General features: G+C 39.3%; 18 protein-coding genes. 9 read left to right on the forward strand and 9 right to left on the reverse strand.

The genetic code is table 11. The features are described from left to right. The 7 genes from QP420_RS05235 to QP420_RS05265 all read right to left on the reverse strand — a co-directional run. A partial coding sequence (locus tag QP420_RS05235; protein ID WP_481616760.1) for a hypothetical protein occupies window positions 1-660 on the reverse strand: 660 nt, incomplete at its 3' end. A 141-nt stretch (window positions 661-801) separates the two neighbouring features. Further along, window positions 802-1,410: a recombinase family protein gene (locus tag QP420_RS05240; RefSeq protein ID WP_019261852.1), complete on the reverse strand. Its 609-nt coding sequence runs from the start codon at window positions 1,408-1,410 to the stop codon at window positions 802-804. 630 nt (window positions 1,411-2,040) lie between these two features. Next, window positions 2,041-4,071: a threonine--tRNA ligase gene (gene thrS / locus QP420_RS05245; RefSeq protein ID WP_060786426.1), complete on the reverse strand. Its 2,031-nt coding sequence runs from the start codon at window positions 4,069-4,071 to the stop codon at window positions 2,041-2,043. 142 nt (window positions 4,072-4,213) lie between these two features. Then, window positions 4,214-5,113 carry a metal ABC transporter permease gene (locus tag QP420_RS05250; RefSeq protein ID WP_481616761.1) on the reverse strand — a complete coding sequence of 300 codons (900 nt, stop codon included), beginning with the start codon at window positions 5,111-5,113 and terminating at the stop codon, window positions 4,214-4,216. After that, window positions 5,114-6,037 carry a metal ABC transporter permease gene (locus QP420_RS05255; protein ID WP_464404865.1) on the reverse strand — a complete coding sequence of 308 codons (924 nt, stop codon included), beginning with the start codon at window positions 6,035-6,037 and terminating at the stop codon, window positions 5,114-5,116. Further along, on the reverse strand, window positions 6,027-6,806 hold the full coding sequence (locus QP420_RS05260; RefSeq protein WP_415688763.1) for a metal ABC transporter ATP-binding protein: 780 nt from the start codon (window positions 6,804-6,806) through the stop codon (window positions 6,027-6,029). Before QP420_RS05260 ends, QP420_RS05255 begins: the two co-directional genes overlap by 11 nt. A gap of 94 nt (window positions 6,807-6,900) precedes the next feature. Beyond that, window positions 6,901-8,085: a metal ABC transporter solute-binding protein, Zn/Mn family gene (locus QP420_RS05265; RefSeq protein ID WP_481616762.1), complete on the reverse strand. Its 1,185-nt coding sequence runs from the start codon at window positions 8,083-8,085 to the stop codon at window positions 6,901-6,903. A gap of 290 nt (window positions 8,086-8,375) precedes the next feature. On the opposite strand from QP420_RS05265, the gene QP420_RS05270 reads away from it, so the two are divergent. From QP420_RS05270 to QP420_RS05280, 3 genes are all read left to right on the forward strand, one after another. After that, window positions 8,376-9,359 carry an ADP-dependent NAD(P)H-hydrate dehydratase gene (locus QP420_RS05270; RefSeq protein WP_481616763.1) on the forward strand — a complete coding sequence of 328 codons (984 nt, stop codon included), beginning with the start codon at window positions 8,376-8,378 and terminating at the stop codon, window positions 9,357-9,359. A gap of 24 nt (window positions 9,360-9,383) precedes the next feature. After that, entirely contained in the window at window positions 9,384-10,046 is a 663-nt protein-coding gene (locus QP420_RS05275) for an HAD family hydrolase (protein WP_481616764.1), read from the forward strand. A 145-nt stretch (window positions 10,047-10,191) separates the two neighbouring features. Beyond that, complete coding sequence (locus QP420_RS05280) at window positions 10,192-11,124, forward strand: LysR family transcriptional regulator (RefSeq protein WP_060786419.1); 933 nt, start codon at window positions 10,192-10,194, stop codon at window positions 11,122-11,124. Window positions 11,125-11,586: 462 nt separating this feature from the next. On the opposite strand, the gene QP420_RS05285 is transcribed toward QP420_RS05280, so the two are convergent. Beyond that, the gene (locus tag QP420_RS05285) at window positions 11,587-12,576 is read right to left on the reverse strand and encodes an Abi family protein (protein ID WP_119529284.1); all 990 of its coding nucleotides are present in this window, start codon (window positions 12,574-12,576) and stop codon (window positions 11,587-11,589) included. Window positions 12,577-13,222: 646 nt separating this feature from the next. Between QP420_RS05285 and QP420_RS05290 the strand changes: the two genes are divergently transcribed. The 6 genes from QP420_RS05290 (at window position 13,223) to QP420_RS05315 (ending at window position 18,725) form a co-directional block, all read left to right on the forward strand. After that, a complete protein-coding gene (locus QP420_RS05290; protein WP_481616765.1) occupies window positions 13,223-13,576 on the forward strand; it encodes a type IIL restriction-modification enzyme MmeI in 354 nt (117 codons plus the stop codon). A 52-nt stretch (window positions 13,577-13,628) separates the two neighbouring features. Further along, entirely contained in the window at window positions 13,629-13,718 is a 90-nt protein-coding gene (locus tag QP420_RS05295; protein WP_481616766.1) for a helix-turn-helix domain-containing protein, read from the forward strand. Between the two features lie 8 nt (window positions 13,719-13,726). Next, a complete protein-coding gene (locus tag QP420_RS05300; RefSeq protein ID WP_481616767.1) occupies window positions 13,727-14,248 on the forward strand; it encodes a site-specific DNA-methyltransferase in 522 nt (173 codons plus the stop codon). A gap of 115 nt (window positions 14,249-14,363) precedes the next feature. Continuing rightward, window positions 14,364-15,644, forward strand: a complete 1,281-nt coding sequence (locus tag QP420_RS05305) for a site-specific DNA-methyltransferase (RefSeq protein ID WP_481616792.1) — start codon at window positions 14,364-14,366, stop codon at window positions 15,642-15,644. 3 nt (window positions 15,645-15,647) lie between these two features. Then, window positions 15,648-18,260, forward strand: coding sequence for a DEAD/DEAH box helicase family protein (locus QP420_RS05310; protein WP_481616768.1), 2,613 nt, complete (start codon window positions 15,648-15,650; stop codon window positions 18,258-18,260). A 21-nt stretch (window positions 18,261-18,281) separates the two neighbouring features. Then, window positions 18,282-18,725 (forward strand): hypothetical protein, encoded by a 444-nt coding sequence (locus QP420_RS05315; protein WP_481616769.1) that lies wholly within the window; start codon window positions 18,282-18,284, stop codon window positions 18,723-18,725. A gap of 588 nt (window positions 18,726-19,313) precedes the next feature. Here QP420_RS05315 and QP420_RS05320 read toward each other — a convergent pair. Next, window positions 19,314-20,864, reverse strand: coding sequence for a zinc-ribbon domain-containing protein (locus tag QP420_RS05320; RefSeq protein ID WP_481616770.1), 1,551 nt, complete (start codon window positions 20,862-20,864; stop codon window positions 19,314-19,316). Between the last annotated feature and the right edge of the window lie 269 nt (window positions 20,865-21,133).

A 21,133-nucleotide genomic window follows, 5' to 3' on the forward strand; every position in this document is an offset into this window, starting at 1 on the left:
GCCCTTAAGATCTTCTCCATTCTCTGTTAATGCTTTCTTAGAAAACTTAACTTTTGTTGGTGTTGGAACTTCTTTCAACTTCGCGCTAATTAAATTTTGCATCTCTGATTTTTTTGATTTATAAATAAAAACTTCCATTGCGCTATTATTAATCTCATCATCATGAGAAGAATCCTCAGCAAAAGTTCTTAAGTCTTGTTTTTGCTTGTTCAGTTCTGGGTTTTGACTATAATCTGTATCATAAATTTTGTTTGCTTTATTGTCTTGCTGATAGTAATATTCATTTTGTAAGACTGTATAATTGAGTTGCGGATGTTTTAATTTATAAAATAGCATCCTTTTGATTTTCTGAAAATCTCCTTTCCCACCGTTACTAGCATACGTATTTTTAGTAGCATTTTCGTTTTTTGAATATTCCCCTGTGGCTTCACCGGTTTTTCCTGGAGATTGTTTATGATGATCCATACATAAGGACCATTCTGAATCTGTTGTTCCATTTTTACTTATAACTTTTCTATGCTGACTAGCATCATACGCCTGATAAGTCTTATCAGTTTCACTTGCACTTGCACTTGCACTCACATTTAATGGAGCCATGCTTATAAGCATGGTCACCGCCAGTAATAGGAGCATCCATTTTTTTATTATTCTTGCTGTCATATTTATTCACCCCGCATTTTCATGTTGATGCAACTAAAGTAGGGTTTAATTTACACAGTGGCTTTTTGTCAGCAAGCGTAGTAAAATCAAGGAAAAGGTAGGGTTGATTTGCAATATTTATTTGTAAATTAATTCCTAGATTTATTTACAAATTTTTTCAATTTTTCTTGCATGTAGCCACTTAGAAAAGGTAGTATGCGAAACAGAAAGCATTTCTGCACCCTCACGCAAATTTACCTGTCCACGCTGCCACCTAGTCGCCACAGCATAAAAATCATCAGGGATCTCAATCTTTGACCTACCAAACACCACACCTCTTTGTCTGGCAACACGAATCCCTTCCATCTGTCTTTGATGAATATTTTCTCGCTCAACTTGAGCAACATACGATAAAATCTGCAATACAAGATCGGCAATAAACTTACCTGTTACACCATTTACATGTTTTCTCGTATCCAGCAAAGGACAATCCAACACTACAATATTTGCTTCTTTTTCTTTCGTGATTTTGTTCCACTGCTCAATAATCTCATCATAGTTTCTACCTAAACGGTCAATCGACTTCACAAACAACTCATCACCAGATCTCAAACGTCTAAACAATCTCAAATAATTTCTACGGTTGAAATCCTTCCCTGATGCCTTGTCAACATAAATACAGCCTTTTCTAATGCCACTGTCTTCCAAGGCCTTAAACTGTCTGTCTACACACTGATCCTTTGTAGACACCCTCGCATACCCATAGCGCATACTTATTATCTACTCCTTTTTTGAACACCACTATTTCAAAAAAGAAAAGAATAATTCAGCATGAAGAATTATAAAACCCCACTTCACAAGGTGGGTGCAAAGTGGCGAATCGACTTGCATGAGCGATTAAAACATAATTTCGCGAATGCACTTCGATTCGCTGAGCTTGCTCAAAGTTGAAAGCACAGTGTGCTTTCAACGCAAGCGAAGTACGTTAACATCCTGTGCACTCGACCCTATAGCGTAGACATGTTCCCTCATACAGCAAAATCGCACTCAAAAACCGCGAGAACCCAGTCTAAAGCCGCCACACACTAAACCTTTTAACGATAGCCCTCGCAAACCCCTGCTACGCAAAGCCTAAACGCAGGAACTAAACTGCACGCAAGTAGGTGTCATCAAAACGATATCTTGAAACAGTCACGATTTGTAAAGGAGCGCCACTGATTCTGTATGGTGAGTGTTGGGATATATAACACAGAAAGCAATAGTTTCAGAGTCCAGAAGGAAAAGTTTCATTGTATCCAAGAGTTAAGAAACTAGTGTTATAGGCCAAAAAATTAATATAATAAAAAAAAAAACAACAAAACCCGCACAACGTTAAGAAGTGCGGGTTTTGTTTTGCGGAAGCTACTTTGTGTAGCGCTCGAAATCTTCGGCAGTATTCACCTGAACACGCTGCTTAATAATGGACAAAATCCACTCTTTAGCTTGCTGTACAGGAACGCCGTTCAATTGGCTGCCATCGCGGAAGCGGAAGCTCACAGCATTGTTCTTAACATCCTCTTCGCCAGCAATCAAAGTGAATGGCACTTTAGACTTAGAGGCGTTACGAATCTTCTTGCCAAAGCGATCGTCGGAGCTGTCCATTTCGCAACGAACCATATTCTCTTCCAAATCGCTAATAAACTTTTGCAAGTGTGGAGCAAACTCGTCTGCAACAGGAACGCCAGTCACTTGAACTGGAGCCAACCATGCTGGGAACGCGCCTGCATAATGCTCAAGCAAAATCGCAAAGAAGCGCTCGATAGAGCCAAAGAGTGCGCGGTGAATCATAACTGGGCGCTGGTGGCTACCGTCGGCCGCAATGTACTCCAACTTAAAGCGCTCAGGCAAGTTGAAGTCGAGCTGAATAGTAGAAACCTGCCAAGTGCGGCCAATTGCGTCTCGCGCCTGCACAGAAATCTTCGGGCCGTAGAATGCAGCTCCACCTGGATCGTCCACGAGTTCCAAACCAGAATCTTTAGCAACCTCAGCCAAAGTGTTTGTTGCTTCTTCCCAAATCTCGTCGGAACCAACAAACTTGTGCTCATCCTTAGTGGAAAGCTCCAAGTAGAAGTCGTTCAAACCAAAGTCTTTAAGAAGGCCAAGCACAAAGTTAAGCAGGCTCTTCAATTCATCGCGCATCTGCTCGCGAGTGCAGTAAATGTGCGAATCATCTTGAGTCAATCCGCGAACGCGAGTTAAGCCATGCACAACGCCAGACTTTTCGTAGCGATACACGGTACCAAACTCAAACAAGCGCAAAGGAAGCTCACGGTACGAACGCTGGCGAGACTTAAAGATCAGATTATGCATTGGGCAATTCATTGGCTTTAAGTAGTAATCGGCACCCTGGCGAGTTACGTTACCGTTTTCGTCGCGCTCTTCGTCAAGCTTCATTGGAGGATACATGCCATCCTTGTACCACTGCAAGTGGCCAGAAGTCTCGTACAATCCACCCTTAGTAATGTGCGGAGTTTGCACAAAGCTGTAATGATGCTTTCTGTGCTGCTCACGGGAATAATCTTCCATTGCGTTAATAATCGCAGCACCCTTTGGATGGAACACTGCCAAGCCTGGGCCAATCTCGTCTGGGAATGAGAACAAATCCATCTCTTGACCAAGCTTACGATGATCGCGCTTAGCGGCCTCTTCCATGCGAGTTGTGTAAGCCTTAAGCTCTTCCTTGCTAGGCCATGCAGTGCCATAAATGCGCTGAAGCATAGGATTATGCTCCGAACCGCGCCAGTAAGCTGCAGCCACACGCTCAAGCTTAAAAGCCTTAATATAGCGAGTGTTTGGCAAATGCGGGCCACGGCACAAATCGCTCCAGACCTTATTGCCTTCGCGATCCAAATTGTCGTACATGCTAAGCTCATGCTTGCTGATTTCGCCAGCTGCAGCTGGATCAAGAGCCGCTTCTTTATCTCCAATCAACTCCAACTTATAAGGTTGATTTGCTTCTTCTTCGCGCGCCTCATCTTCTGTTACAACGCGGCGGCTAAAGCTTTGAGACTCTTTAATAATGCGCTGCATATGCTTTTCGATTTGCTTTAAATCGTCTGGCGTAAATGGAGTATCAACATCGAAATCGTAATAGAAGCCGTCTTTAATTACAGGACCTACGCCCAACTTTGCGTCTGGTCGAATTTCTTGAACAGCTTGAGCCATCACGTGTGTAGCGGAATGACGCATGATTGCGATGCCATCTTCACTATCAAGTGCTACTGATTCCACGGTATCGCCGTTATGAAGAGGCGTGTACAAATCACGCAACTCGCCATTTAAACGCACGGCAATAATATTCTTATCTTCCGCGAAAAGTTCAACGCCAGTGAAGCTTGCATCCACCTCCTTGCGTTCCTCGTCTACAGTGATGGAGATGGTATTTTCAGCCATAATTGTCCTTTTCTATCGGGGTCTTGCGTTACTAATGTGCAGACCTGGACCTGTGTGGCGTCGATAAACTTACGCGATTAAATATAAAACAAACGCGCAAAAAACGACGTCAATCGCACGCATTTTTACGCGCAATTCTCTGTTACTCTAGAACAACAGAGCGACTTTTTAACAATGATTTTTTGCAAAAACCAGAATAAATCTCATGAATTTTCAAAAAGATGCTTTCACCAATCTTTACAACCAAGAAGAAGCAACCAGCGCAAATCGCGATAGTTCCACCAGCAGAAAGCCTTAAAATCACAGCTAAAGCAAGACCTAAAAGCGATATAAAAACAGAAGACAATACGCATGCAAAAACAAACCTGTTAATAGAGCGCATCTTACCCTTTAATGCTGCGGCGGGCGCTGCAATCAAAGATACCGAAACAACAGTTCCAACGGCTGGAATAATTACTGAAACTGTAATGATTATTAGCGCAAGAACAATTCCTTGCATCAATCCAGTTTTTCCACCCGATGCCTTGTAATTTGTTGGATCAAATGAGCAATGAATAAGATTTGCACAATTAAAGCTCCACAATCCTAATGCAAAAGCAAATGCAATAATCGCAGAAACCACGTCTGCAGGAGTGCAATTAAGCAAAGATCCTGTTAAAAATCCTTCGATTCGCAATGGAAGAGGAGCAAACCACTTGTTCAAAAAGTATCCGCTCGCAAAACCAACAGTAAGAGTTATTCCAGCAGACGCCTGAGAAGATATGCCCTTTAGCTTAGAAAGCACATGCATCACAAAAGACAAAACAACGCAAGCTAAAGCGGCTCCAACAAAAAGACCAATAGACAAAATGTTTTGATCAATCGTATAAACAGACGTAACTACAACGCCAATAACAGCCCCAGGAAAAGCAGCATGAGTTATAGACTCGGTGAAGAAAATACGCTGGTTAAGCAAAGCCAAGGATCCAACAAAACCACATAATGCTCCAACAGCGATTGCCTCTATAATTGGAAGCGCAATAATCTGCCAAATACTTACCATTTAAGCTACCTGCTTCTTTGAGATTGATTTATGCGACGCAATTATTGAGGAAACAAAACGGAAAGCCCATCGCAATATAAGCACAACCACAAACATTGCGCAAATACTTAGTGCCACTGCAGCTTGCGGAGAAACTGGGTGATCAAGCTCCAAGTTCATAGCGTACATGCCCAATAAAACGCCAGCAATACCAACCGCAATACCAACAGCCACCATGCGCCCAACAGTACGCGCAACCAATCTTGCGCTGGCTCCAGGAATCACAAGATAACCAATAACAAGAAGCACGCCTACTGCCGAAGATGCAGACACAACAACAGCTGCAATACCAACGTTTAGAACAATATCTACAAATAAAGTATTAACACCCATTAATGGTGCGCTAGCGCGGTCAAACGCAACAACAATCTGCTTCTTCCAAGTTAGAACAAGCGCTGCGATTGCAAATAAACAAATAAGCATTGCTTGAGTCATTCTATCGTCTGTAACATCTAGTAAACGACCAAACATAAGTGCTTCTAGCTGGCCAGACATATCTCCCTTTTTAAGAGATATTACGATTCCAAGCGCAAAAAATGTTGTTAAAACTGTTGCAATTATTGACTCGTTGATTTTTTGAGACCTAGATGCCCACACAAGAGCTGCGACTAGAAAGATTGCGCAAATCGAAGCTCCTGGAATAATTTGCTCAATGCCGCCATATAACGCTCCTACTACGATTCCAGGAAAAATCCCGTGAACCAAGGCTTCCGCATTAAACTCGGCGCATCTTAAGTTTACAAACACACCAACTATTCCGCTAGCAATCGCAAGAACAACAAGCAAACAGAAAGGCCTAAAAATGTAGGGCGCAGAGGCAATAAAGTCAAATCCTGGTATAGGCTCGAGGATTTTACGCAAAGACTCAACCAATTCAGCTAGCATTGGATTCGTCTCCTAAAGATGCGTTTAACGAATCATTCAACGAATCATCTTTGTTTGCTAATTGATTCAAAGTAAGACCCGCGCTTGCAGCTGGCATACTTCCGCCATAAGCCAAAGATATGTTTTCTTTAGTCATGACTTTTCTAAGAGGCCCAAAAGCCACTTGACGACCAGCCAAAAGCAAGGCTTTTTCGCAAATCGCGTCCGCGATTACCAAGTCGTGAGTAGACACAACAAACGAAATCCCCTCTTTTTTAGCGGACTTCATAATATTGAGTAGCTCTTTACGATTCGGCTCATCCAATCCATTAAAAGGCTCGTCTAAAAGAATCAACGTAGGGCGAGCAACAATAGCACGTGCAAGCAAAATGCGCTGGCGCTGCCCGCCAGAAAGGTCACCAAACCTAACATTTGCACGATTAAGCAAACCAACATGATTAAGAGCGCTCTCAACAGCTTCTTTCTGGCTTTTTTTAAGCAAACCAAGGAATCCAGTTTGCCTACTTAAGCCCATTGCAACCACTTGCCTAGCGGTAATTGGAAAAGTTAAATCCAAATCAACCTGTTGAGGAACATAGCCTATAGAAACTGTTTTTGGCATTGTTAATTCGCCGCCACTTACGCGCACAATACCAATTATCGCCTGCAAAAACGTTGTTTTTCCAGAACCATTAGGCCCTATCAAAGCTAAGGCCTGCCCAGCTTCTAAACTTCCGTTAAGACCAGTAACAACAGTTTTATATCCGTATGCTAGGTCGCAATCCTTCATTGCGAGAACGCTCTTATTCACCGTAAATTAACCTTCTTGTAACTACTTTTGTAGTGATTTATGATTTTCCGCTACGCGTGTAGCTACCTATTAACTACTTTTTTAACGCAGTTTTTACAGATTCTGGAAGGTCTGGAACCTTGCCATCCCAAGCCTTAACAAGAGTCTGAACATTGTGAACAATGGAACCAATATAGGTTTCTCCAGCAGAGCCAACAGGCCCAAGAGAATCGCCATAAAGCGCATCGTCGCCAATAATCGCCTTTACGCCTGCAGCAGCAGCCACAGCCTTAATCGACTTGGAATTGTTGGAGTTTTCGGCAAAGATTGCCACAGCACCAGACTTTTTAACAGATTCTGCAGCTTCCTTAATATGGTCGGCAGTTGCATCCTGCTGGCTGTTAAAGTCGGAAAGCGCGGCGCCAATAAACTTAACACCGTAGTCGCGAGAGAAGTATCCAAATGCATCGTGGGAAGTAAAGAGTACGCGATGCTCCTTTGGCACACTGTTCAAAGCCTCGGTAGCCCAAGAATCCAAATCAGTGAGCGACTTAACGAACTTTTCAACATGCTCGTCGAAGATTGACTTGCTTTCTGGAAGAGCCTTTCCAAGGAAGTCACCAATATTCTTGACTTGGATCATAGTGTTCTTAGTGCTGGTCCAAATATGTGGATCGTACTGGAATTCTGGCTCCTTCTCGCCTTCTTCTGGTGGGAATGGCCACTTTTCTGCGTGAACCTTTTCAATACCGCGGTCAATCTTGTAAGGAAGATTCTTTTCTTTAGCAGCTTGCGACTTTGAATCCTTGATTTCGTCGGCAGTAAGAATGCCCGAAGTTACGCCCATTGTGCCCTTAAATCCAGTTGCTTTTACGGCCTGATCTAAGAAGTGCTCAAGATCTACTCCAGAAACAAGCATTAAATCTGCCTTAGAAAGCGCCTTGGATTGCGCTGGAGTCATCTCGTGCTCATGAGCAGATGCGTTTGGAGCAAGCAAGCAAGTGAGGTTAATTGTTGACTTTGCTTTGTCTAAAGGCGCGCCGATTACAGACTTTTTGCCTTGAGAATCGGTTTTATTAAGGCTTAATCCAGATTTTGCATCTGCAGTGGATGCGATTTGAGTTACGTAATCGCAGATTTGCGTGGTGGTTGCAACTACGTTTACTTGATTTCCGCTAGTCTTTTGATCCGCTGTTTTAGATGTAGACCCACATGCGCACAAGCCAACAGTTAACAAAGCGGCGGTGGCTGCGGTTGCAAAAATTCGTGCAGTTTTCACTATTTTCCTTTCCGGAATCTATGAATTCATTATTATTGCAATTCTCATAATCTTTATATTCATTAAGCGTTTTACTTGCGCTAGTTTCTTGTAATCTTGTAATTAGGAAAGATTATCGTTAGCAATAACGTTTTAAGCATAGAAAAAATAAAAAGCTTGGTCAATAAAATCACAAAAATTATCGGGATTTTTTATAAAACAGCGTGTCGCGATTTTTTGTTTGATATAATCGCGATTTTTCTGGCGATTTGCAAGAACGGCAATCGCGCATATTTACTAGAATCGTAAGCATGAGTCCACTTCTAAACATAGACGCAAAAGATGCTAGCCAATGCTTAAAAAAGCCAAACGAATCGAGCAATAAGTACTCTAGAGGCGTTCTTGGATTAGTAACAGGATCAAACGAATACCCAGGAGCAGCCGTTTTAAGCACAAAATCGGCAGCATACAGCAATATTGGCATGGTTCGCTACGTTGGGCCTTTGCGAGCGCAAAATCTTGTTTTACAAGCCGTCCCAGAAGCTGTTGTTTCAGATTGCTTGCAAGGAAAAGTCAATGCTATAACTGTTGGGTCTGGAATCCCAGATTATAATCATTGCAATGATGATTCAACAAAATCGCAAAGAGACTATATTTTAGACTTGCTTAAACCATATAGCGCACAAAGTGCAAATAGTGCAGAAAATCAAGAAAACACAAACCTACCGCCCGTATGCGTAGACGCTGGAGCGCTTGACTTGCTGCCTAAAAAAGTTTGCACAAAAGTGGTACTAACACCTCACGCCTTAGAATTAAGCAAGCTATTAAAACGTTATAACCTTGATTTTAGCGCGCAGACTATAGCGGAAAATCCTGTAGAATTCGCTCAAAAAGCGGCAGATCTTACTGGAGCAACTGTTCTTCTTAAAGGGTCCACCACTGTTGTTGCGTCTCCAAAGGATTTAAACTTGCCAATATTTACTTGCAAATATGGACCCTCTTGGCTTGCAACCGCTGGGTCTGGAGATGTTCTTTCTGGACTTTTAGGCGCACTTCTTGCGCAGAATAATTGCGAACTAAATCAAAATGCAAACTACGCATTAATCGCAGCTAGCGCGGCTACAATACACGGCTTGGCTGCAAAGTTGGCATCAAAAAGTGTTTACGAAGATTGTAGTAATTGTAAAAATCGCGAAAATTGCGAAAATTACGAAGATGTTGAGCATCCAATAGTTGCAAGCAATATTATTGATGCTCTGCCATATACTATTGGATCTTTAATTAATCTTGATTAAAAGAAGAAAAACGAAAGAAGAAAAATGACAAACACAAATATAAATACAGAATCTGTTGAAATTCACGACGTAATGTTCGATTATTGCAAAGTTTTGCTCGAGTGGAATTGCAGGAATTGCTTGCAAAAACAGTTCCCAGATTTAGTAGACACGATTTGCCCTAATGGCACTTTTGGAAAAGACGATTTGGCCGGATTCTATGAGTTTGAAGACCGCATGGACGGCGGAGAGCTACTAAAAGACCTTTTGCCAGAATATGAGAGGCGATTTGGCAAAGAGCTTAGCAACGCTTTTCAATGGTATTGCGCCCACTACGATCAAGTTCTTACACGCATGATGCCTGGAATAGTTGACTTGTTGCACGATTTGCGCAAAGCTGGGTACGGAGTTTGGGGATTAACTAACTGGTCTAAAGAGACTTTCCCACTAGCATTGCGTAAATTCCCAGAATTGAACACGCTTTTACAAGGTACGGTTATTTCTGGCGTTGAAAAATTGCATAAGCCACAGCCCGAGATTTTTGAGCTTGCTATGAGCAGATTTGGGTTAAAACCGCAAACAACCGTTTTCTTCGACGATAAGCCAGTAAATATTGATGGCGCACATAACGTTGGAATGCATGGGTTTGTTTTTACTAGCACACAACAGGCTCGCGAAGATTTAGCATCGCTAGGCGTTAGATTATAAGCACTAAGCCGAAGTCGCAAGATTATAGGCGTTAGACTATATGAGGCGTTAATCGTTAGATTATAGGCGTTAGTTTATAGTTGTTATAGTTGTAATAGTTGAAAATAGTCAAGTATAAATCTCAAAAATCGGAAGGCTCTTAATAATGACGCTGCTGCAGTTAAAGTACATTGTGAAAATCGTAGAGTGTGGCTCTATGAACGAAGCTTCGCATGAACTCTTTGTTTCGCAGCCAGCGTTAAGCTCCTCCGTTAAAGAGCTAGAGCGAGAACTTGGAATCGAGATTTTTACAAGGTCTTCTCAAGGAATTGCCTTAACGGTTGACGGAGCCGAGTTTTTAACATACGCACGCCAAGTTTTGGATCAGGCAGATTTGCTTGAAGAGCGCTACAACAGCACTAAACCTAGAAAACAGCTTTGCAGCGTTGCCACCCAGCACTACATGTTTGCTGTTGAGGCTTTTGTAGACATGATTCGCAGCATTGATTCTAATGAATACGAGTTTTCTTTAAGGGAGACGCGTACTAAAAACATTATTAATCAAGTGACTTCAATGCGAGCAGACCTTGGTTTGCTTTATCTTTCTGATTACAACAAAGATGTTATTGGAAAAATGCTTAGAGAAAAGCACCTTGAATTCCACCCGCTTTTCCGCGCTAAATTGCACGTTTTTATTTCTAGAAATAATCCGCTTGCAAATCGCAAGAAGCTTACCTTGGAGGATTTGCGACCATATCCGTTTATTCAGTATGAGCAGGGAGAAGACGGGAGCTTCTTCTTTACCGAGGAAGCGGTTTGGCCTCAGCACCCGCCTAAAAAGATTAACGTTACCGACCGCGCAACCATTTTAAACTTTATTATTGGTCTTAATGGTTTTACGATTTGCACTGGAATCGACAATGGCGACTTGAATAACGAGAAAATCGTGACTATTCCGCTGGATTGCGAAGAGACCATGCTTGTTGGCTGGATTAAGAATGAGCGCACAAATCTTTCTCCTGCAGCGCTCGCGTATCTTTCTCAACTTGAATCTGTGCTAATTAAACACGGTTATCAAGTAATAAATAGAGCTAAGTAAACAGCTACGCGTAGCACCACGCGATAAAACTGTGCGTAGAACTTTGTTAGCGTAGCTACAGATTTTACAATTAGACCTTGTTTTGGGTTATTAACACGAATGTGAGAATGATTGCATGTGCCCCCTGTGGGATTCGAACTATTGAGGGATTTACCATCTAGCACTAGGAATATGTAAAAAACCATATGATAGAATTTAATTGAGAGCTGGGGCTCCCCTTACCCTTGACCCTTCACGGGGTAGGTTTGGGGGAATGACCAGCTCTTTTGTAATAGTTAATTTTCCCGTTTTCTATATGCAAACGCAATTTAGGGGTTATAGGCCAAATATTCGCTATTTCTATCAAAAGACACAAAATAAAAGAGGGAGCCGAAACTATGTCAGCTCCCACAGGTGTGTGTCCGCAAACGCACACCGCAATTACATTCTCATTGTACCTTATAGTGCGTAAAAAGCTAATTATCAAATATAATTTTTTAACTTTGTCATCCTTTTCTTCCAATCTTTCTTAATAACTGCTTTTACAACGTTTACATTACTTTTGGCAACAGAATTTATATAATCTGAAGTTATTTTTTCATATTCATTAATAAAAGACTTTATTTCTCTTTTAGAAACATGAAGAATTTTTAGAAAATATGACACAAGCACAATGTAATCACCAATACTATTGAAATTAACATAAGGTAAATGAATCTCATTAATCAAGCAAGCTGTCATAGGTCGCGACGGTTTCGCTTTTTTAAAACGCGTATCGAAAATGGCAGAATTATGGGCAATTGCATTCCTTAAATCTTTTAACAGATAAATATATTCATAAACAAGCTCACGATTTGTATCAGACGATAAATTCAATCCAATTTTTTTAGAAATATCTTCTCTAACCTCATATGTAAGGCACGACAAAATATTTCCAAAATCTCCAAGCATCGTTATTTCAAATAATGCCCAAATTGGAACATCTGCATATTTATCATAAAAATGCGTAATTTTTGAATCTTTATTCTTATATGCACGCGCAAGGTTACGTTGAATAGAATTTTGTAAATCTAATTTCTTTTGCTGAGCTTTTCTTTTTTGATCATTGGTAAAATTCTTTGGAGAATTATTTGCACCACTAACCGATTTGGTCAACATAGCTTGGATACTTTCCGAACGACTTTTCCTAAGTATGCACTCCATCGCTATATTTTTTACAGCTGTTTCTATGAACATAATTTTTCCATAGAAAAGTGACTTCAACTCTGAATCGTATTTTATTGTTGCATACACTTCGCCATATGAAGAAAATGGTATTTGATGTCTACTTTGTGTATCGCTAAAAAAACGATAACCTTTATATCCATGAAAATATCCAGTATTTATTAGTTGTCTTTTTTGTGCACTACCAGAAATCATTACGCCACTATCTCTAAGATGTCGCATTAAAGAATCAACTGTTTTATAAGACATTACACACAATCTCCTTCTCTACAATTTTTACTTTACAGTAAAATTTATTTTACAATTTTACTATGCACGCTTGAAGGTTAGAAAGATGTGATTGGATATTAGGATTAGGCGGTTTTGCGTACTTAGTGAAGACTATCTCTAAAAAAGTTTAGCGCGCTGCGTCTTTAAGCTGGTTGCTTCAGAAGGTAGCACGTAGCAATCGTCAAACACTGTTATTTTCTCAGTTTGTTGACTGAGTTAGTAACGGTGTTTAATAACTTGGCTTATACCCCAGAATATTCACAAGCCTAGCTTTACACACTTTTTGGCCTATAACCCTAATGATTCATGTGTTATAAGGCACAATAAAGGAGCCCACACAACGCCTAAGGCGAGTAAATCAGCCGACGGCATGAAGCCGACTTTCAACGCAGGAAGACTCCTATAACTCATGCTACCAAATATTGCTTTATTTACAACTTTGACCTTGTTTGTATGCTAAATCTAATTTATAGAGTTAGCGCGCATGCGTATCAAAATTGTTGCGTTAAGGAAATAGTTTTGATACACAAATATTGAGTTGTTATACGTAGATATTGGATTGTTCTTATGTACAAATTGAGCAATAAAAACATGTATAATCCCTAGCAAGTTGGATAATAGACGCATGAATATTGCAGATCAGCATAAAAAGGCAGCAGAGTTTATTGAGCGCTGGCAAGGTCGCGGCGACGAAAAGCAAGAAACACAGAAGTTTTGGCTTGATTTTATGCAAAACGTTCTAGACGTTCCAAACGCAATAAACAATACCGAGTTTGAGTATCGCACTGCTGGCGGCGGCTACATTGACATGTTGTGCACGGATTCTCGTTTTCTTGTTGAACAAAAAAGCAAGAATGTTGATCTTGATAAGCCAGAAGAACGCCAAGGTACCTTGGTTACTCCTGCTGAGCAAGCTGTAAGATATTCCGACAATCTTCCAATCAGTAACTGTTCGCATAGTGTTTTGCTTATATGCTGAAGATGCTGGAATATCATCAGCTTCCATAGCTAGAATTAGCAAAGGTGAAAACGTGAATACAGAGACACTACTACGCATCTGTCAATACTTGGAATGCAACATCAAAGACATTTGCGAAGTAAAACAGATAAAGAACAATTAGGTGAAGTGATGAAAAACATTTTTGATACGGTGGCAGAGCTTTTGCTTTCAAACAATAAATACAAAGCCGAAGACGGTAAGCTTCTTAAAGCTGTTGTTTATAACGATGTTATGGCAATGAATGAGAATTTGCTGACGCTTCTCATCTCTAACGAAGACGTAAAAGAAACCTTCTTCAAAGACGTTCAAGGTACGCTCGTTTTTGATAAGCAAAAGTTTGCTTGGTTTATGGAATCAAAGGAATTCTTGCCTGACTCTTACACGGCTTACGCAAACAAAATTGGGCTTACGCATAACGGCAGTTTCATATCGCAAACAAACGATGTTGTGCTCGACTTCCCTTACAAGGATTGCGTATTGGAAGGCGGTCAAGATAAAGACAATCAAAAACGAAGCGAGATTTTCTACAACGAAACGATAGCGAGTGATGAAATCTCGCGCATGCTTGCTCCTAAAGTATTCACGAACGCTAAACGTTACACCGCGGTTAGCAAAAACAATATAGGGGGGGGGGGCAGAAAAATCTATTAGTGTTGAAGAAGAAACAGGCATAACGCTTAACGATGATGATAATTTAATTATAAAAGGCAACAACCTTATTGCATTAGCAAGCCTACTGAAACGCTACGAAGGCAAAGTAAAATGCATATATATTGATCCACCTTATAACACTGGCAATGACAGCTTTAACTATAACGACTCATTCAACCATTCCACATGGCTAACGTTTATGAAAAATAGGCTGGAGTTGGCAAGAAAGTTGCTCCGTGAGGATGGCTCTATTTTTGTTCAGTGTGACGATAATGAATACGGGTATCTCAAAATATTGATGGATAACATTTTTAATAGAGATAACTTTATTGCAACTTTAGTATGGCACGGTCGAGGAGGACGCCAGGATTCTAGTTTTATTGCACAAGTTCATGAAAGCATTATTTGTTATGCTAAAAATAAATCTCAAGCAAAATTCTACAAGAAGTCGATTGTTGATACAGACAGATATCCCTACAATGATGAGAGAGGCAAATACAAGACTCAACTTATTAGAAAATGGGGTTCTAATAGTAAGAGAACAGATCGTCCAAACTTATTTTATGGAGTTAAATTCAATGACGAAACTGTATTCCCTATTCTTCCTGATGGAGAAGATGGGTGCTGGAGATGGAGTGAAAATAAACTAATATCTGAAATTAACAATGGAAACGTTGAAGCACGTAAGCGCAAAGACGGAATTACTGAACTGTACCAAAAAATTTATCAAACCAGAGAGGACAAATCTGTTGTTTATACTTCATGGATTGAAAATCGATGGGTTAGTGAATCAAAAAATCATCTGGATGAATTATTTGGCTCTTCTCCGTTCGACTACGCAAAACCTGAAAGTCTTATTGATGAATTAGTTTCACTTGCAACAACCGTGAATGACCTCGTCCTTGACTTCCATCTCGGCTCTGGCACTACTGCTGCCGTTGCTCATAAAATGGGACGCCGATACATTGGTGTTGAACAAATGGATTACATTCAAGACATAACTGTTGAACGTTTGAAGAAAGTTCTTGAAGGCGAACAAGGCGGTATTTCTAAAGCTCAAAACTGGCATGGTGGTGGCTCTTTCGTTTATTGCGAGCTTAAAGAAGACGCGAACACGCTTATTAACACTATTCAAAATGCGACTGAAGATACTATTGAAAGCGTAAAAGCTGCTATTTACGCAGATGAGCGTATTGTGCCTTATCTTACTAAGCAGGAACTCGCTGATGCTGATAAAGACTTTGAGAATCTAGATTTAGAAGAAAAGAAGCAAGCACTCATCAAGCTTGTAGATAAGAACAAGCTGTACGTTAATGCTTCAGATATGGATGATGAAGCCTATCAAATTAGTGATGCTGATAAAACTTTTACGAAATCTTTCTACGAGGAGGCATAATCCATGGCTGAATCATTCTTATACGAAAAACTCGATACACTTAAAGAAATGAATGAGCTTGCACCTATGCCCGATATTATTGAGCATAGTTTATCTCAAAATATTGTTTTACGAGAATACCAAAAAGAAGCTTTCCAATATTTCGTTACTTACTTTGAAAAAGACGGTTTGCATAAGAATAAGCAGATTCATACTCTTTTTCACATGGCAACAGGCTCCGGTAAAACGGTGATGATGGCAGGGCTCATACTCTATCTTTACACAAAAGGTTATCGTAAGTTTCTTTTCTTTGTGAACCAAACGAATATTTTGAAAAAGACGGAAGAAAACTTTTTGAACGCGCTTTCATCGAAGTATCTTTTTGCTGATAATCTTTCCTATCTTGGTACGAAAATTAAAGTGAAAAAAGTAGACCGATTTAGCGACACGGTTCTAGACGATGATATTGAGCTGCTATTTACTACCACGCAAAAGTTACATACGGATATGTGGTTTGCTAAAGAAAACGCGCCAACTTACGCTGATTTTGAGAATGATAAAATCGTTTTTATTTCGGACGAAAGCCATCATATTAATTCTTATACGAAGAAAAAGACTAGTAGTGAAGAAGATGCTGAGAAAAGCTGGGAATACACAGTTAATAATGCTTTTACTTCTAATAAAGACAATATACTACTGGAATTTACAGCTACAGCTGATCTTAAAGATAAAAACGTGCTTGCAAAATATGCTGATAAAATCGTATACAATTATCCACTGGAGCGATTCCGAGAAAGTGGATACACTAAAGACTTCCAGAATTTTGCGACTGATACGAACCTCTGGGATCGAACGCTTATAGCTCTTATTCTTAGCGAATATCGTCGCTATCTTTTTGCGGACTTAAAACTGAATATTAAACCAGTTATTATGCTTAAATCGCAAAAGATTAAAGAGTCTGAAGCTTTCCATGACGAGTTTTTCAAAAAATTAGAGGAACTCACGAGCTATGAGATTATGGCTTTACGCAGCGCTAATATTACGCTTCTTTCTAAGGCTATAGCTTATTTTGAAGAAAAAGATGACACACTTGAAAACTTGGAGCATAGTCTTAAAAACTCTTTTGCTGAAGAAAACACCATTATTATGAATGGTGGCAGTGATAACAATGATGTGAATCAAATAAAAGTAAACTCGTTGGAAGATAAGGATAATCACATCCGCCTTATTTTTGCTGTTGACATGCTCAACGAAGGCTGGGATGTTCTAAATCTCTTCGATATTGTGCGCTTGTATGATAGTAGACAAGGCAGTGGTAAAGCGGGTCAGATTGGCTCCTATACGATTAAAGAAGCTCAACTGATTGGTCGTGGAGCACGCTACTGTCCATTCGTATATGAAGGCGACAAAGACCTTAAATATAAGCGTAAGTTTGATGGTGATCTTACGAACGATTATCGTATTCTGGAAACAATGCTTTTCCATAGTCTGAACGATTCACGTTATATTACCGAGTTAAAACAAGCGCTTGTTGCTACTGGTTTGCAAGCAGAAAACCCGATTACTCGTGAATATACGCTTAAAGAAGAATTTAAGACTTCTGAATTTTACCAAAGATCATACGTCTACTCTAATGAACGCTTGCCTCGAGGTCGTGCGAATATTTCAACTATTGAAGATAGTTTGAAAACAAAAATATACCGTTACTCGCAAAAATCTGTATCTGGAAAAGTAGTAAACCTTTTTGGTGAAACTGAGAATGTTAATAATTTAACTGCAAAACCAGTATCAAAATCTTTTAAGGATATTGATTATAATATTTTATCTGGCGCAGCATCCTGCTACCCAGAACTTTGTTTTAATGTTATAAAAGATAAATATCCTAATGTTACTTCATTAAAAGAGTTTTTAACCTCGGATAATTATCTTGGAAACTCTATTTTAGAGATTACGCAAACTCAAGATAGTATAAGCGGTAAAGATTTATTTGAGGCTTGTAAGAAAGCTTTTTCGCAAATCGCATCATATATTGCGACTATTAAACAAGAGTTTGTTGGAAGTACTGTGTTTAAGCCGCACATGCTTAAAAATGTTTTGCATGACAAAAAGATATCGCTTAATTCAATTACTGCAGACGGTGGTCATGGTGACTCGCAAAACAACTGCGCTAACGCTGATTATCGCATGAATCTTGTGGATGAACCTTGGTACGTTTTTACGGACAATTATGGTACGAGCGAAGAAAAACTGTTAGTAAAATATTTTAAGTCAACTATTGAGCCGAAGCTTAAAGCAAAAGGACTTGAATACTATCTTATTAGGAATGAGAGAATCCCTGAGCTTGCCATTTATTCGTTTGATTCAGGTGAACGTTTTGAGCCTGATTTCTTGCTCTTTATTCGCGAGAAAGAGCATGAGGATATTAAAACATACCAAGCATATGTTGAGCCTAAAGGTAGTCAACTTTTATTTGAAGATGAGTGGAAAGAAAAATTCTTAGGGCAGATTGAGAACAACTACAAGGTTAACGATATTTTAGGAATAGGATACAAGATTATAGGTCTTCCATTCTTTAATAAAGAAAACAAAATGTCTGAATTCGACAAAGCACTAAACGATTTAGTATCAAAATTATAGTGAAAGGTCTGTGTATATAGTATGTCTCCAGAATTAATCATTTCTTCTGTTTCAGTAATAGTTGCTTCAATTGCTATTTTCTTCGCTTGGAAATCAGCACGCGAAGCTCACATAGCTAATGATAAATCAGAAGAAGCAAACAAAATAGCACGACAAGCCCTAGATTTACAAAGACGTTTAGCTCCAGCACCTTGGAGTGAAATTATCCGAAGTAGCCCAACAAAAAATCTAATAAAAAATACGTCTGGGCATAATTCAATAATTACATCAATTGAGGCAATTCCTGAAAGCGCATCCTGGTTACTTAAAATTGACAGAAGTATGCCAATACGTGTAAATAACGGAGATTCTTTTCAATTAAAAATTGAACGAGCTACGTTGAGTGTAATAGAATCTATCAAAATAAAATGGCATTATGAAGATGACCCTGACTCTACACATGAGATTATTAGAAACGTGAATTGAGATAAAATTTCTGAAACCTTCATATTTAACAAAAACAAGTGTGTGTTAGAATTTCTATAATCCTGCGCTATCGCTTGATATCTCATAGGCAGTGGTCAAATTGGTGGAATATTAATATAGCAGCACGTCGCTTATTTTATCTACTTAATATGTGCTATATGTATTTTGCAATCTTCATTATATAACCTTCAATCTTTCCAAAAGCAGCTATAAAGGTTTCAAATTTAAGCCGAACATGTGAATAAAGAGAATCCCACTGCAACATTCTTAATCAACACTTCCCCACATAAACAGCTGGGTGCAAAGTGTGTGCACCTTTTAACGTTAACATCCTGTGCACTCAACCCTAGAGCGTTGATATCTTCCCTCATACAGCAAAATCACGCTCAAAAACCGCGCAAAGCCAGACTAAAGCCGCCACGCATTAAACCTTTTAACGATAGCCCTCGCAAACCCCTGCTATACAAAGGCAAATTTGCACCCACCTATTAAGCCCTTGACATCAAGACTATACTTAATCGTATTTCTTCTCATATAGATAGCTATCGGTTTCAATATTTTACTTTTATAAAAGACCCAAGCATTAATCTATTTTTTATTACTACTAATGTTCGAAATATAATCAATCAAACATTTTATACTACTATCAAAATCACTATAATCAGATTGAACAAAAATTTCATGATAATAAGATGATTTTATGTTCAGCGATTGAAGATTAGCTTCTCTAATTCTTATAACGATGAAACCTGCCTCCAATAACTCTGAAGTTTTCCGTTTATCCACATCTATTTTCCCTTCATGCCAGTATCCGCCATCATATTCTATGGCAAATTTTTTGTCATGAATACTAAACGAAATATCAATGGACCAGTTATAGGAAAAATTATCATAATTGTATCTAGCTCCAGATCGAGCCGTTCCTATCTTTTTCCGAACAGCATCAAAGTATTTAAGCTCAATCCTTGATTTATTAGAATCTGTACATTCAGGACACACAGCACCATGGATTCTAGAAACTATAGATGCCTTATATGTATGAGCATGATTATTTTCACACACCCACAATGGCACAAAATTTAATTTTGCATTAGGACGAACACACCAAGGGCTAACAGGATTTGAAGTATCCCATTGCTCAGCTAATTTAGGATAAATCCAAGCTATTGATCCTTGAATTTTCCCACAGTTAGGACACAACTGTCCATCTTTTCTTTGTCTATCTCTAGGGGTAGATCGCCATTCATGACCACAAGCTATGCACTTCCACCATACTATTCTCTTACTATTATCTCTTATATTTTCAGGTGTATAAACACCGTTTTTCTCTTTTAGCCACTCAGAAGCTATCTCAGGATTCGTATCTGCCAAAAAAAGTCCTGTGCCAAGAGTTGCTTGACCTCTACATGCTGAACATCCTGATTCTAAATAAGAATATGGAAAAGCATATGGATGATGCCCCCTCTTACATTTAAACCTATATTCCCCATCCCCTGCGCGCATACCGCTCCAATTTGTTGGGTATACTGCTGTCTCGTATGGGCTTCTCTCATCATCCCATGATTCCAATAACTCAGGCACATCAGAACATAAAGTATTTTTTGCTTCTTCAATTGATAAAAAAGTTTTCTGAACATATGTTATTTCCGGCTCCAGAACTTCTCTCGTCACTTTTGGAGCGTAATGAGCGGCAGTGTTAGGATGCATTTGGCATGAACATTTTAATGAACTGCCTTCAACGATTTGTCTACCACAATGACTGCATACAACAAGCAGAATAGTACCAGTATTATCTATAGAACCATCTTTAAGGATACTAACTAATTGAAACCCACGTCGATTCACAAGAGTGCTATATTTACTAAAAATAGTTCCCGAGGTTATATGCACTATAGGATAATTTGACCTCATCAACGCATTCCAATAACAAGCTCTACATACAGTTTCACCGATATTAGCTTTCTCCATAATATACTTGATGCGATAATGTGCCTCTGTGTTGCAAATCTTGCATTTAGTAAGTATATATAAATCCTTAGGATAGCTTTTAGAAGAATCATAGTTTTCAGCTAGCTCTAAACCGCAAGAAGTTAAAATATTTTCAAGTTCTTCTTTAGTTCGTAAAACTTTTCTTCCCATGATAAACTCTATATTCTCTATAAATTACTTTTAAAATTATTATACGCAATAAGTAAATGATAACCAGAATGTTTTCTTTGACACTCACTATCTCAATTATTGTTTTATCCTTGAAAAATTTAGCTTTTTGTCTGAGTGCAAGGTTGATGCATTTTCATATTACATATCCTGTTCAATCGTCACTACGCTATCGGCATATTTCCATAAACGCAAAATAACACTCAAAAACCGTAAGTAACCAGCTTAAAGTCGCAGCGCGCTAAATCTTT

This window comes from Bifidobacterium sp. UMB1197 (genome assembly GCF_030217745.1).
GTDB lineage: Bacteria > Actinomycetota > Actinomycetes > Actinomycetales > Bifidobacteriaceae > Bifidobacterium > Bifidobacterium vaginale_B.

What these genes read in the sequence shown, in the direction of transcription:
- QP420_RS05240 (WP_019261852.1), bottom strand. Translation starts at nt 1,410, where the DNA reads ATGCGCTATGGGTATGCGAGGGTGTCTACAAAGGATCAGTGTGTAGAC.
- thrS (WP_060786426.1), bottom strand. Translation starts at nt 4,071, where the DNA reads ATGGCTGAAAATACCATCTCCATCACTGTAGACGAGGAACGCAAGGAG.
- QP420_RS05250 (WP_481616761.1), bottom strand. Translation starts at nt 5,113, where the DNA reads ATGGTAAGTATTTGGCAGATTATTGCGCTTCCAATTATAGAGGCAATC.
- QP420_RS05255 (WP_464404865.1), bottom strand. Translation starts at nt 6,037, where the DNA reads ATGCTAGCTGAATTGGTTGAGTCTTTGCGTAAAATCCTCGAGCCTATA.
- QP420_RS05260 (WP_415688763.1), bottom strand. Translation starts at nt 6,806, where the DNA reads ATGAAGGATTGCGACCTAGCATACGGATATAAAACTGTTGTTACTGGT.
- QP420_RS05270 (WP_481616763.1), top strand. Translation starts at nt 8,376, where the DNA reads ATGAGTCCACTTCTAAACATAGACGCAAAAGATGCTAGCCAATGCTTA.
- QP420_RS05275 (WP_481616764.1), top strand. Translation starts at nt 9,384, where the DNA reads ATGACAAACACAAATATAAATACAGAATCTGTTGAAATTCACGACGTA.
- QP420_RS05280 (WP_060786419.1), top strand. Translation starts at nt 10,192, where the DNA reads ATGACGCTGCTGCAGTTAAAGTACATTGTGAAAATCGTAGAGTGTGGC.
- QP420_RS05285 (WP_119529284.1), bottom strand. Translation starts at nt 12,576, where the DNA reads ATGTCTTATAAAACAGTTGATTCTTTAATGCGACATCTTAGAGATAGT.
- QP420_RS05290 (WP_481616765.1), top strand. Translation starts at nt 13,223, where the DNA reads ATGAATATTGCAGATCAGCATAAAAAGGCAGCAGAGTTTATTGAGCGC.
- QP420_RS05300 (WP_481616767.1), top strand. Translation starts at nt 13,727, where the DNA reads ATGAAAAACATTTTTGATACGGTGGCAGAGCTTTTGCTTTCAAACAAT.
- QP420_RS05310 (WP_481616768.1), top strand. Translation starts at nt 15,648, where the DNA reads ATGGCTGAATCATTCTTATACGAAAAACTCGATACACTTAAAGAAATG.
- QP420_RS05315 (WP_481616769.1), top strand. Translation starts at nt 18,282, where the DNA reads ATGTCTCCAGAATTAATCATTTCTTCTGTTTCAGTAATAGTTGCTTCA.
- QP420_RS05320 (WP_481616770.1), bottom strand. Translation starts at nt 20,864, where the DNA reads ATGGGAAGAAAAGTTTTACGAACTAAAGAAGAACTTGAAAATATTTTA.